The 12,537-nt window shown below is 67.5% G+C and carries 14 protein-coding genes and 1 pseudogene; 11 read left to right on the top strand and 4 right to left on the bottom strand.

What is annotated here, in order from left to right; all coding sequences use genetic code 11:
- Window positions 1–14: 14 nt before the first annotated feature.
- Window positions 15–707 (top strand): helix-turn-helix transcriptional regulator, encoded by a 693-nt coding sequence (locus BLV94_RS07360; protein WP_072943953.1) that lies wholly within the window; start codon window positions 15–17, stop codon window positions 705–707.
- A 78-nt stretch (window positions 708–785) separates the two neighbouring features.
- Complete coding sequence (locus BLV94_RS07355) at window positions 786–1,322, top strand: DUF488 domain-containing protein (RefSeq protein ID WP_007300314.1); 537 nt, start codon at window positions 786–788, stop codon at window positions 1,320–1,322.
- Between the two features lie 143 nt (window positions 1,323–1,465).
- Here BLV94_RS07355 and folE read toward each other — a convergent pair whose 3' ends face one another.
- Window positions 1,466–2,062: a GTP cyclohydrolase I FolE gene (folE, locus tag BLV94_RS07350; protein ID WP_007300315.1), complete on the bottom strand. Its 597-nt coding sequence runs from the start codon at window positions 2,060–2,062 to the stop codon at window positions 1,466–1,468.
- A gap of 131 nt (window positions 2,063–2,193) precedes the next feature.
- On the bottom strand, window positions 2,194–2,676 hold the full coding sequence (locus tag BLV94_RS07345) for a DoxX family membrane protein (RefSeq protein WP_072943952.1): 483 nt from the start codon (window positions 2,674–2,676) through the stop codon (window positions 2,194–2,196).
- A gap of 91 nt (window positions 2,677–2,767) precedes the next feature.
- On the opposite strand from BLV94_RS07345, the gene BLV94_RS07340 reads away from it, so the two are divergent.
- The 5 genes from BLV94_RS07340 to BLV94_RS07320 all read left to right on the top strand — a co-directional run bounded on the left by BLV94_RS07340 (window position 2,768) and on the right by BLV94_RS07320 (window position 8,836).
- Window positions 2,768–3,478, top strand: a complete 711-nt coding sequence (locus tag BLV94_RS07340; protein ID WP_007300317.1) for a helix-turn-helix transcriptional regulator — start codon at window positions 2,768–2,770, stop codon at window positions 3,476–3,478.
- Between the two features lie 291 nt (window positions 3,479–3,769).
- A complete protein-coding gene (locus BLV94_RS07335; RefSeq protein WP_007300318.1) occupies window positions 3,770–4,444 on the top strand; it encodes a hypothetical protein in 675 nt (224 codons plus the stop codon).
- A 74-nt stretch (window positions 4,445–4,518) separates the two neighbouring features.
- Entirely contained in the window at window positions 4,519–5,661 is a 1,143-nt protein-coding gene (gene tal, locus BLV94_RS07330) for a transaldolase (protein ID WP_371851559.1), read from the top strand.
- 135 nt (window positions 5,662–5,796) lie between these two features.
- The gene (locus tag BLV94_RS07325) at window positions 5,797–7,053 is read left to right on the top strand and encodes an NAD(P)/FAD-dependent oxidoreductase (protein ID WP_007300320.1); all 1,257 of its coding nucleotides are present in this window, start codon (window positions 5,797–5,799) and stop codon (window positions 7,051–7,053) included.
- 202 nt (window positions 7,054–7,255) lie between these two features.
- Window positions 7,256–8,836 (top strand): FMN-binding glutamate synthase family protein, encoded by a 1,581-nt coding sequence (locus BLV94_RS07320; protein WP_072943983.1) that lies wholly within the window; start codon window positions 7,256–7,258, stop codon window positions 8,834–8,836.
- Window positions 8,837–9,085: 249 nt separating this feature from the next.
- Here BLV94_RS07320 and BLV94_RS07315 read toward each other — a convergent pair whose 3' ends face one another.
- Window positions 9,086–9,526 carry a MarR family winged helix-turn-helix transcriptional regulator gene (locus BLV94_RS07315; RefSeq protein WP_011599175.1) on the bottom strand — a complete coding sequence of 147 codons (441 nt, stop codon included), beginning with the start codon at window positions 9,524–9,526 and terminating at the stop codon, window positions 9,086–9,088.
- A 35-nt stretch (window positions 9,527–9,561) separates the two neighbouring features.
- Entirely contained in the window at window positions 9,562–9,858 is a 297-nt protein-coding gene (locus tag BLV94_RS50660) for a hypothetical protein (protein WP_244163538.1), read from the bottom strand.
- A 275-nt stretch (window positions 9,859–10,133) separates the two neighbouring features.
- Between BLV94_RS50660 and BLV94_RS49935 the strand changes: the two genes are divergently transcribed.
- The 4 genes and pseudogenes from BLV94_RS49935 (at window position 10,134) to BLV94_RS07290 (ending at window position 12,278) form a co-directional block, all read left to right on the top strand.
- Window positions 10,134–10,334 carry an RGCVC family protein gene (locus BLV94_RS49935; RefSeq protein ID WP_244163537.1) on the top strand — a complete coding sequence of 67 codons (201 nt, stop codon included), beginning with the start codon at window positions 10,134–10,136 and terminating at the stop codon, window positions 10,332–10,334.
- 474 nt (window positions 10,335–10,808) lie between these two features.
- Window positions 10,809–10,925: pseudogene (locus BLV94_RS50655) on the top strand (DUF3040 domain-containing protein); the annotation flags it as partial.
- A 3-nt stretch (window positions 10,926–10,928) separates the two neighbouring features.
- Window positions 10,929–11,213, top strand: coding sequence for a hypothetical protein (locus BLV94_RS07295; protein ID WP_244163878.1), 285 nt, complete (start codon window positions 10,929–10,931; stop codon window positions 11,211–11,213).
- A gap of 168 nt (window positions 11,214–11,381) precedes the next feature.
- Entirely contained in the window at window positions 11,382–12,278 is an 897-nt protein-coding gene (locus tag BLV94_RS07290) for an SPFH domain-containing protein (RefSeq protein WP_007300325.1), read from the top strand.
- Window positions 12,279–12,537: the final 259 nt, after the last annotated feature.

The following is a 12,537-nucleotide window of genomic DNA, read 5'->3' as shown; positions in this document are numbered from 1 at the left end:
TAAAGTCATACAGTATGGCGATACGAAAAGGAACCGGTGCCGGACGCGCCGGGACGCACGCGGTGTTGGCCTCGCGCAGGCGGGTCCAGCTGCTGGACGCTTTGCGGGCCAGTCCGACGCCGATGACCGTCGGGGAACTGGCGGCGCTGTGCGAGCTGCACGTGACCACGGTTCGCTTCCACCTCGACGCGTTGACCGGCGCCGGATTGGTCTCGGCCGAACCCGAGCGGAATCCGGCGCGCGGCCGCCCGCGTCGGCTCTACCGGGCGCTGGCCCCCCTCGAACCGGGGCACGCCGATTCCGGATACCAGGGGTTGGCTCGGGTGTTGGCGGCGCACTGGGCCGGCGGCGAAGGCGGCGACCCCGTGGGCCGGGCGGAGGCGGCCGGGCGGGCGTGGGCACTCGGCGACCTCATCGGCACCTCCGGGGCACCCCGATCGATCGAGGACGCCGCGAGCACCCTCACCACCCTGTTCGCGGAGATGGGATTCGACCCCGAGCTCGAGTCCGAACCCGAGGAAATGCGAATCCGGTTGCATGCCTGCCCGTTCGAGTCGGTCGCCCGGCAGAGCCCGAACGTCGTGTGCACGCTGCATCTGGGACTGATGCGCGGCGTCCTCGACCGGCTCGGTGCACCGGAAACCGACAATCGGCTGATCCCGTGGGAAACGCCCCGGACCTGCATCGCTCACCTGGCGCGACGCTAGCCGGCCCGGTATGCCCGGCGCCGACCTCGATCGCGCACGGGGGCGGTGTGGTCTCCGGCAGGGGGAGGTGGTGAGGCGATGTTGCTGTCCGTGGGCCACGGCCGGCTCGGTCGGGAGGAGCTGACCACGCTGCTGACCGCGGCCGGCGTCGATGCGGTGGTCGACATTCGCCGGTATCCCGGCAGTCGCCGCAATCCCGATGTCGGCAGCGAGATGATGACGCACTGGTTGCCGGCCGCCGGGATCGGCTATCGCTGGGAGCCGCGACTGGGCGGTCGCCGCCGCCTGCCGCCCGGCGAGCCGCGTGAGGATCCGTGGTGGCAGGTCGATCAGTTCGCCGCCTATGCCGTACACACCCGCACCACCGAGTTCGCCGCGGCACTGACCGAGCTGTTGGATCGGGCGGCGCGGCAGAAAACGGCGATGATGTGCAGTGAGAGCGTGTGGTGGCGGTGCCACCGCCGGCTCGTCGCCGACGTCGCAGTCCTGCGGCGCGGGGTGCGCGTCGAGCACCTCATGCACGACGGCCGGCGCACCCCGCACCTCCCGGCGCAGGGCGCTCGGGTGCGGGCCGACGGCCAGGTGGTCTGGGACCGCCCCCGGGCGCGGTCCTGATCGGCAGGCACCGGTGGCCCGCCCTCGTGCCCGACGTCCGCTCCGGCCCGGTGCCGGGCCGAGACCGCAACGCGCAGCGGCGCAGCGCTCGGCGTGCCGCCCGGCCGAAGCAATGACGGGCCGCGGGTCGTCCACCCACCCGGTCAGGCGTGGACGCCGGCGAGGGCGAAGAATTCCTGGCGCGAACGAGGATCATCGCGCAACGCTCCCAACAGGGCGGAGGTGACGGTGGCCGATCCCACCGATTGCACCCCGCGCAGGGTCATGCAACTGTGCTCGGCCTCGATGACCACCCCGACACCCCGAGGATGCAGGTGTTCGTCGAGCCAGCCCGCGATCTGCTTGGTGAGCCGTTCCTGAACTTGGGGTCGACAGGCGAAATGCTCTGCCACGCGGGCGAGCTTGGACAATCCGATGATGCGTTCGCCGGGCAGATACCCGATGTGCACGGTACCGGCGAACGGCAGCAGATGATGCTCGCACACCGATCGCAGCGGGACGTTGCGGACCAGGACGAGCTCGTCGTAGTCCTCGTCGTTGGGGAAGGTGGTCAGATCGAAGGCGCGGGGGGTGAACAGTTCGGCGTAGCCGTGGGCCATGCGGCGGGGCGTCTGGCGCAGGCTCTCCGAGTCCAGGTCGATCCCGAGAGCTTCGAGGAACGCCGCTGCCGCCTCTTCGGCCGCAGCCAGGTCTCGTCCTGGTGCCTGATGGAGAACGTGGAGTGTCGCGGTCGACGGCATGCCGGGTTCCTTCCGCAGTGGTGGTGGGTGGCGTCCACCCGGCGAAGCGCAGCGGTCTCGGGCGGGTGGACGAAATGATGAGGGTGCCAACGGCGCGCGCCCCGGAGCGAGGGGACGCACGTCGGGGTCGGCTAGGCGGCACTGAGTTTCGGGGCGAGTGCGGTGCGCCGGTGCCAGGCCGGGTCGTACACGTAGGCCAACCGGCCGAGGGTGAGGGCGGCGAGCATCAGTCCGAAGTCACGCAGTGCGATGTCGTAGAAGCCGGGGTAGCTCAGTAGGTTGATCACGATTCCGGCGAGCCAGGCGGCGACGATGTAGGCCGCATAGCGTGGTTTGATCGCGACGGCGATGCCGGCGACGATTTCGATCACTCCGACGACCAGCATGGTTTGGTGCGCGCTGAACGGGCTGAGGTCGACGATCCACGGCGCCAGGTAGTTTTCCCAGGTGGTGAGCACGTTCGTGAACTTGTCGATGCCCATGACGATCGGGAGCACGGTGAATCCGATCCGCAGCAACAGGAACGCGCCGTAGGCGGGGTCGCTGCGAGCGCGTTGCAGGGCTGTGCCGGGTGTGGGTGCGGTCGCCGACGAGTCGGGCGTGGGAGTAGTCATCAGAAACCCCTTTGTAAAAGTAATAGGACTCATTTTTAGAATCTTCCCTCCACACCTATTTGTCAATACTTTTTGGTGTTACAGTCGGGGTATGTCCACTCCGCGATCCGCTGCGCCGGCGGTGCTGGCGGCGTTGAGCAACCTCGATGATCCGTTGCGGCGCAGGCTGTATGACTACGTGACCGAAAGCGACGCACCGGTCTCGCGGGAGCAGGCGGCCGCCGCCGTCGACGTCGGCCGGACCCTCGCGGCCTATCACCTCGACAAGCTGGCCGATGCCGACCTGGTGACGGTCAGTTACCAGCGGCCGGCCGGCCGCGGCGGGCCCGGCGCCGGCCGTCCCGCGAAGTTCTACACCCGGGCCACGACGGAAATGACCGTCAGCGTGCCGCCCCGGGACTATGAACTGCTCGCACGGTTGCTCGTCTCCTCGGTCGAACAGGACACCAGCGGAACCGTGCGGGCGGCCGTGAACGAGGCCGCGCTCGACGCCGGCAAGCGGGCCGTCGCCGACACCGGGGGAGATCTCCTGGCGGCGCTCCGCGGCTGCGGATACCTGCCCCAGGTCGCCGACGACGGCCGTATCGACCTACGCAACTGCCCCTTTCACCATGTCGCCCGTGACCACCTGGACGTGGTGTGCGGGTTGAATTTACGCCTTGTCGAGGGCGCGATCGCCGGGAGCACCCAACACGACGCGCACGCAGAATTGGACCCGCGACCGGACCGGTGCTGTGTCGTGGTCCACCACGCAGCGTCCGCACACGCACACTCGCCCCCGGGCACCGCCGCCCGTCCCTGACGGACACGAACCGGCAGGAGCGAGGCGCCGGATCGGCTCGCGCGTCGATCGACGGACCCGCCCATCCGAGCACCGGCATTCCGGCGCACCGCGACCGCGGCGCTCCATGCAAGCGTTGCGTGCCAGGACGCGCTCGTCGCGCATCACACCGCGAACCATCGGGACCGCATCTGGAAACCCCCGAACCGGGGACCCATGACGGCTCACCGTTCGTCACTCTTTTCGGTGACACAGTGGGTCGAGGGCGGTCCGCATCGCTCAAAGCCATATCTCTGCAAGGGATTACATCCCATGGGTGTCTATCGAATCCTCTGGTGGGTGGTGACCGTGCCATTGGGGTTGGTCGGCTTCGCGGTCGCGATCTTCACCGTCCACCCCGACGTCCTCGTGTCCGCGGCGTTCGCGGCGGCAGTGACCGGCGGCGGCCTGACCGCGATGGTGGCCGACAGGTCCGCCACCGCCACGCCGCGTTCATCGCTGCCGACCGCCGCACTCAACGCCGCTACCGCGGGCGCGGCCCTGATCGGCATTGTCGGCCTGATCGCGCTGTCCGGCGCTGCGGCCGTGCCGCTGGTGCTCGTGCTGACGGTCACCGCCCGGCCGGTGGCGCGGTGGCTTCGAAGCTGGCCGCCGTTGGCGCAGTTGCTCTCCCGGCAGCCCTCTGCTCTGTGTGATCCGGACGAGGCGAGCGCTCCGGGTTCCCCGGCGGCACCGCCGCCGAGCTGTGCGGAATTGTCCGGCGATGCGTTGTGCCGCGGCTGGCGCACCAGTTTCGCGGAGCTGCAGAACGCCAGGTCGGTCACCGACCGGTTGCGACTTGCCCGGATCCGTCAGCAGTACCTCGACGAGATCGAGCGCCGCGATCCGCAGGGATTCGCGGCGTGGTTCACCGCCGGGGCCCGGGCGGGCAGCGATCCATCGAAGTTTCTCACCACACGAGATCAACCACCGACCGACCGGCAGTGACACGGTGCACACGCCGGCAGAGCGGGGAGCCAAGTGGGCGTGGATGAGACGCCCGAACGACGAGAGGCACGGCGATGAACAGATTCCCACCCCCATCGGTAGGGGCAGCGGTGAGCCGGTTGCATCGTCTGTACCGCGAGCAGGGACAAAGCCCCTGGTTGGACAACCTCACCCGCCCCTACCTGCGCGATGGCACCCTCGCCGGGTTCGTGGCCGCCGGGATCCGGGGGGTGACGGCCAACCCCACCATCTTCGCGCGGGCCATCGCCGGCTCCGATGCCTACGACGCACAGTTCGCGGCGCTCATCGCCCAGGGACTCGCGGTCGAGGACGCGTACTGGGAGCTCGCCGCGGCCGATGTCGTCGACGCAGCCGCGATATTGCGGCCCGTCTACGACACCTCGGGCGGCACCGATGGGTTCGTCTCGATCGAGGTCGCCCCGGAACTGGCACGGGACACCGACGCCACGATCGCCGCGGCCGGGCGACTGCACGAACGGATCGCCCGACCGAACGTGTTCGTGAAGATCCCCGCGACCGCGGAGGGAATACCGGCGATCGCGGACATGATCGGCAAGGGCGTCAGCATCAACATCACCTTGATCTTCTCCCTCGCCCGCTACGAACAGGTGATCGAGGCGTACCTGCAGGGTCTGGAGACGCTGGCGGCACGGGGCGGGGAACCGGCCGCGGTGCGCAGCGTCGCATCGTTCTTCGTCAGCCGCGTCGACACGGAGGTCGATCGACGACTCGAGCACAGCGGCGACCCCGAGGCCCCAGGGTTGCGGGGTCGGGCGGCGATCGCCCAGGCCCGCCTCGCCTACCGGATCTTCCGGGACCGCTTCACCGGTCCGCGGTGGGAGACACTCGCCGCCCGCGGCGCCCGGGTGCAACGGCCACTGTGGGCATCGACCTCGACCAAGAACCCCGACTACCCGGACACCCGCTACGTCGACAGTCTCATCGGCCCGGACACCGTCAACACGCTGCCCGAGGCCACCATCACGGCATTCGAGGATCACGGCACCCTCACGCGCTCCATCGACACCGACCCCGTCGCCGCGGCCACCGTCCTCGGCGAGCTCGCCGCGGTGGGCATCGACATGGACGACGTCGGCCGCACCCTCGAAGACCAGGGTGTCACCGCCTTTCACCAGTCGTACGCCGATCTGCTCACCGAACTCCACGCCAAAGCCCACCAGCTGGCGCAACGATGACCGGCACGACCCGACCCGACCCGACCGGGCGCGCGATACGGACGGCGCGCGGTGAACAGGACACCGCGACCTGAACCGCAACGCATGAAATCGGTCCTCACACCTGAAACACCTCGCATCAGAGAAGGACATGACATGGCCACTGCAGAGCAGACATTCGTCATCGTGGGCGCCGGACTGGCCGGTGCGAAGGCCGCTGAGGCGCTGCGCACCGGCGGGTTCGACGGACGGATCGTTCTCATCGGCGACGAGACCGACCGCCCCTACGACCGACCCCCACTGTCGAAGGCCTACCTCCAAGGCACCACCGCGCGGGAGAAGATCTACATTCACCCGGCCGGGTGGTACACCGACCACGACATCGAGTTGCGGGTGGGGACCCCGGTCACCGCCCTCGACCGGACCGAACACGAGGTGGTCATCGACGGCGTCGAGAGGCTCGGATACGACAAGTTGCTGTTGACCACCGGTTCGTCGCCCCGCCGGCTGCAGGTGCCCGGCGCTGATCTGGACGGGGTGCACTACCTGCGCCGGGTCACCGACTGCGAAACAATGAAGGCCGCGTTCGCCGCGGCGGACCGGGTGGCGATCGTCGGGGCGGGGTGGATCGGTTTGGAGACCGCGGCCGCCGCCCGAGCGGCGGGCTGCGCAGTCACGGTGGTGGGGAGATCGAAGTTGCCGTTGCTGGCGGTGCTCGGCGCCGAGGTCGCCGAAACCTACGCCGCCCTGCACCGCGACCACGGTGTGGAGTTGCGCCTGAACTCCGGGGTGCGCGAGATCGTCGGTAAGGACAACCGGGCCACCGGAATCCGCCTCACCGATGGCACCGTGGTCGAGGCGGACGCGATCGTCGTGGGGGTGGGCATCGTGCCCAACACCGCACTGGCCGAGACGGCCGGGCTGGCGGTCGACAACGGGATCGTCGTCGACGAACACCTGGCCACGACCGACCCCGACGTGTTCGCCGCCGGGGACGTCGCCAACACCTTTTACCCGCTGTTGGGAACTCATCTGCGCCTCGAGCACTGGTCGGCCGCCCTCAACCAGGGACCGGTGGCGGCGGAGAACATGATCGGCCGGGTCACCGCCTATGACCAGGTGCCCTACTTCTTCTCCGATCAGTACGACAGCGGGATGGAGTATTCCGGCTACGTCCCGCACGGTAGTTACGACTCGGTCGTGTTCCGCGGCGACGTCGCCGCCGGCGAGTTCATCGCCTTCTGGATGCGGGACGGGCGGGTGCTGGCCGGCATGAACGTCAACACCTGGGGGGTCACCGATGCCATCGAGGCGCTGGTGCGCTCCGGTGAGCGGGTCGACCCGGCGAAACTGGCCGACCCGGACGAGCTCTTGAGGTACCTGGCCGATCGGGTGCCGGGAGGTGCGCGGTGACGCTCATGCCCCAGCAGGAACGGACGCGAACCCCCGAGACACCGCCCCCGTCTCAGTGGTGTCGACAGGTCTGTTCGAACTCGTCGGGACTTCCTGGATTTACCGACGGCGCTTCCGGTTCGGCCGGACCTGCTCGGTCGGGTGCGCGGGGGTCGCAACGGAGGGTGGGTGCGTCCGCGACCACGCGCCGGGAGGGATTCCCATGATCCGGTGGCTGGTCATCGCGGGCGCCTGGGTGTTGGGGTCGGCGTCGCTGCTGCTGGTCTTCTTCGTCTCGGCGTGGTGGCTGCTCGGCACGGTGATCGTGGCGGCGATCGCCATGGTCGGCGCCTGGGATCTGCTGCAGCGTAGGCACAGTGTGCTGCGGAACTATCCGGTGATCGGCCACGCCCGGTTCATGCTCGAGAGGATACGCCCCGAGATCCAACAATACTTCATCGAACGATCCACGGACGGAACACCGTTCGACCGCGACACCCGCACGACGGTGTACGAACGCGCCAAGGGCACCAAGGACGTGGAACCGTTCGGAACCGAACGGGACGTCACCGCCACCGGATACGAGTTCGTCACCCACTCGTTGCGCGCGCATCCGGCCTCCGATGACACACCACATGTTCGGATCGGCGGTCCACAGTGCACCATGGGGTACGACATCGCCTTGTACAACGTCTCGGCGATGAGCTTCGGCGCCCTGTCGGGCAACGCCATCGAGGCGCTCAACGGGGGCGCGGCACGCGGCGGGTTCGCCCACGACACCGGCGAGGGCGGTATCAGTCCTTACCACCTCGCGCAGGTCGGCGACCTGATCTGGGAGATCGGTTCCGGCTACTTCGGCTGCCGCGACGCCGACGGGCACTTCGATCCCGGCGAGTTCGCCGCCAAGGCCGCCCTTCCGCAGGTCAAATGCATCTCCATCAAGCTCTCCCAGGGGGCGAAACCAGGGCTCGGCGGCGTACTGCCCGCCGCGAAAGTCAGCCCCGAGATCGCCCGAACCCGGGGGGTGCCGGTCGGGCAGAGCGTGATCTCGCCGCCCTCCCACAGCGCGTTCTGCACACCGCTCGAGCTCATCGACTTCATCACCACACTTCGTGCACTGTCCGGCGGAAAGCCGATCGGCTTCAAACTGTGCGTCGGTTCCCGCACGGAATTCCTCGCCATCTGCAAGGCCATGATCGAGACCGGCATTACCCCGGACTTCATCATCGTCGACGGATCTGAGGGCGGAACCGGGGCTGCCCCACTCGAATTCGAGGACCACGTCGGGATGCCGCTCACCGAAGGTCTGATGCTGGTGCACAACGCGTTGGTGGGCACCGGGCTGCGGGACCGGATCAAGATCGGCGCCTCGGGCAAGGTCGCCAACGGAATCGACATCATCAAACGCCTGATCCAGGGAGCGGACTTCACCCTCGCTGCCCGCGCGATGATGTTCGCGGTCGGCTGCATCCAGGCCCAACGCTGCCACACCAACCGGTGCCCCGTCGGTGTCACTACCCAGGACGCCCGCCGGGCCCGCGCACTGAATGTTCCGGACAAGACCACCCGGGTGTACAACCTCCAGAGATCCACCGTCGCGAGCGCCCAACAAATCCTGGCATCGATGGGGCTGGACGACTTCTGCGACCTCGATCCGTCGATGCTCAACCGGCGCATTCAGGGGCACCGCACGATGACCTACGCGGACCTACACGAGTGGCTGCAGCCCGGCGACCTGCTCACAGAGGACCCCCCGACGAGTTGGCTCCGCGACTGGACGAACGCCGACTCGTCTAGGTTTTGACGGCATCGCCGGAGTCTGTGGTGTTCGCCCGAGTCCCGCCGAGGCCGGCTACGTCGCACCACCTACCGCAGAACCTGCGCCCACGAGCGCGACGTCCCCGATGTCCGGGATCCGACTGCGCCAGCTCCTCACTCGGTGCCTACCGACCCTCGGGCAATCGCATCTTCGCCGACCGGCAGCTGATGGGAACCGGGATTGATGTGCGGGCGACCGATCACGGCCCCGGGCGGTCGACGAACGGACGCGACGTCACCGATCCTGGGGAGGGTCGTCCCAGATGGGTAACTCGAGGGCGGGTCCGAGGCGCAGCAGTTCGTCGCGGTGCATCGCACTCAGACGTGCCAGGATCAGCTGCCCGTGCTCGGTCAACTCCACCCGTACCGCTCGCGCGTCGGACGGGTGCGGCGCGCGCTCCACGAGACCCTGCTTCTGCGCTCGGTCGACCAGCTCCACCACGCTGTGATGACGCAGCTGCAGGCGGTCGGCCAACTCTCGCATGGTGGCCCATTCGCGGCCGGGAAATCCCTTGAGTGCGAGCAGCAGCTGGTAGTGCTGCGGGGTGAGGCCATGGTCACGGACCGTATCCTCACTGAAGCGCACATAGCGGCGGATACCGAAGCGGAAACGTGCCAGTGCCTCGAAATCCCGCTTCGTCAACGGCTCCGACTCCACGTGCTCCTCTGCAGTCACGGCACCTCGCCCCTTCAGTCGTCAGAACCGCCGCACTATATATCGTCATACGATACACCAGGGATGTTCTCGTGGTCATCACGCCTGAACGGGGCATTGCCCGACATCGTGCGACGAGTCCTTGAAGACAGCGCCGACGTCGATGCCACGGCGACGAGTGCGTAACGCCCCGCCGTGCGATCGGCCACCGACGCGGCAATGTCGACAAAGTATCGCCGATTGGCGGTCGTGATTCCAGCGCAGACGATTTCCGATTCCCTCAGAAGAAGGACGCACAGGAACACATCATGCATCAGCACCCGCACTGCCCCGTGCAGCGGAGCGATGAGCACGGGCGGACGATTCCGCAACGAAAGCATCGAGGACTCGTTCGGGTGCAATTGCGACAGGATCGCCGAGGGCCGAGGAAGGGTCGTCGGGACGTTGTGAACCCTCGACGCGTCATCGCAATAGGTTCCGGGAGAGGGTCGTTCACCCGCGGAGCCAAAGGAGCCGGCGGGCACGTGTAGCCTTGAGGGTGCCGAGGGCCCGAACATGCGCGGTCAAGCCATGTCGTCCTCGGCGCCCGAACCGGCCCGATCGCAGGGCCGAGAACTGGAGCGCCGCCATGGCGTCGAACGCGACCAATGTGTCGAGCCTTGAACGGGCACTGGAATCAACGCCGTGCTGCACGGCATGTCCGCACAGCCCGGATTCCCACGATGCGCTCGGTATTCGGTTTTGCGCCGCGACCTCGGACCGAAACCTCGGCCGAAAGTGCATCTGCGCTGGCGAACCGGCGACTGGACAGCACTACTCCCGGTACTGAACGAGAAGTACAGCTCGAAAAGCCCACCCAGGCATATCCGCCCGATTCCCGGCGAGTTCTACCGCAACCCCTATTCGCGCGGTGCGGGACCGGCGCCCATGCGGCGACATCACCGACCGCACCAATCCCCGACCGTTGCTAGAAAAGGGGGTAGCGGCGGCATCCCCACCTTTACTGGCGCGCAATCACCTTCGTGTCCGGCAGGGGCCGGGCTTACCGCGGTGCCGGATGTCGACCGTGATTTTCGCGAAAGTCGCATACGGATCGAGCGATGGGACCGGATATGTGGTTGGGCGCGAGTGCCTTCGCGCACGAAGAAGGTCCACTACCGAACCACCGGCGAGGAGCGCAGTCAACCGGGTGGCCGACGCCGCGCCTTCCCGTGCTACTGGCGAAACATTTTTATCGTGATACGATATAAAAAGTGGTCGTCCCGGCACCAAGACCTCGCCGGGGGAGTCCGGGAGGTGCGCTGTGCTCAGCGACGATGAACGAAATGCTCTGTGCGAGATCGAACAACGGCTACTCGCAAGCAGCCCGACGCTGGTCCGAGTGTTTCACGGCGTCACACCGCGCCCACCATACGATCGCAGTGTGCGGGTCCGGCTGAGAGTGCTGGTGCTCGCGGTGACGTTCGGCATGTTTGCACTGCGGGGGCCCCGCGTTTTCAACGACGCCGAGATCACCGTCCGGAAGAGTTCACCGACGCCACGTACAACACGGGCGGTGCCTGCACGCAACCGTCTGGCCGTCGGCGGTTCCCATTCCGCGAGCGCGATTCCGGTCGATACCGACACCGTCCGGATCCTCGATCCGTCGACCGCGTCCGGTGCTGTGCTCATACCGTGGCCGCCCCGCGAGGTGCCGGCACCGAACTGAGTGGCGAACTCGGAAATCCAACGCCTCGCGCAGGTTTGGGCGCCTCTACGAATCGAGGCGCTGCTCCGAGGAGCCGTCAACGCGGGGACGCGAGGTTAATTCATCGATTGGCAGCAAGCCCGTGGTGACCGGGTATCGGTAGAGGCCACGGGCGGATGGGAGAACACCATGATTCTCTATGCGGTGGCCGTCTTGGTCGGACTCGGCCTGCTCGGCCTGAGCTCGAGCATTCGCGTCGTCAAACAGTTCGAACGCGGCGTCGTGTTTCGGTTCGGACGCGTCCAGCCCGCCGTCCGCGCACCGGGCCTGATGTTGCTGATCCCGATCGCCGACCGGCTCGAGAAGGTGAACATGCAGATCATCACGATGCCGGTGCCCGCCCAGGACGGCATCACCCGCGACAACGTGACCGTCCGGGTGGATGCGGTCGTCTATTTCAACGTCGCCGATCCGGTGCGAGTGGCAGTGGACGTGCAGGACTACGTCTCCGCGATCGGTCAGGTCGCACAGACGTCGCTGCGGTCGATCATCGGCAAGAGCGAACTCGACGACCTGCTGTCCAACCGGGAGGGCCTCAACCAGGGCTTGGAGCTGATGATCGACAGCCCCGCGCTGGGGTGGGGTGTGCAGATCGACCGGGTGGAGATCAAGGATGTGGTCCTCCCCGATTCGATGAAGCGGTCGATGTCGCGCCAGGCCGAGGCCGAACGTGAACGGCGGGCCCGCATCATCACCGCCGACGGCGAACTGCAAGCCTCGGCGAAACTGGCCCAGGCCGCCGAGACCATGACCGAACATCCCGCCGCCCTGCAACTGCGGCTCCTGCAAACCGTCGTGGAAGTCGCGGCCGAGAAGAACTCGACCCTCGTGCTGCCGTTCCCGGTCGAGTTGCTCCGCTTTCTGGAACGAGCGACACCGCACACCGCCCATGTTCCGACGCGAACAGCCGAACCTACAACCACAACCACGCCTGCCAACGTAAACAACGAACCGTCGACCCGGCACACACAACACAGATCCGTCGACGCCCGCGGATTCGCCCTCGAGCAATCACGATTCGGATAGGGCCAATAGACCCTGCAAGTTCCAGAGCGGTGATCGCCGGTTCCGTTCGGGGGTCCTGGGCAGCAGGCGGTGTCGGGAGCGGTGGTTCACCCCGACACCACGGTGACCTCTGTTGCGGCGGGACTTACGGGTAGGGGGCAGGACCGTCACCCGGTGTCTTCCGGGTTTCCAGGATGTCGCCCTGCGGGCCTTGGGGTCTGACTGCCCGCACTGACCTGCGACCGACCCACCACCGCCCCGCGGACCACGGCCCCGTTCT

The organism is Rhodococcus koreensis (assembly GCF_900105905.1).
Taxonomy (GTDB): Bacteria; Actinomycetota; Actinomycetes; order Mycobacteriales; family Mycobacteriaceae; genus Rhodococcus_F; species Rhodococcus_F koreensis.
The sequence above is the reverse complement of the archived record's forward strand: the minus strand, read 5'-3'. Positions and strand labels throughout refer to the sequence as shown.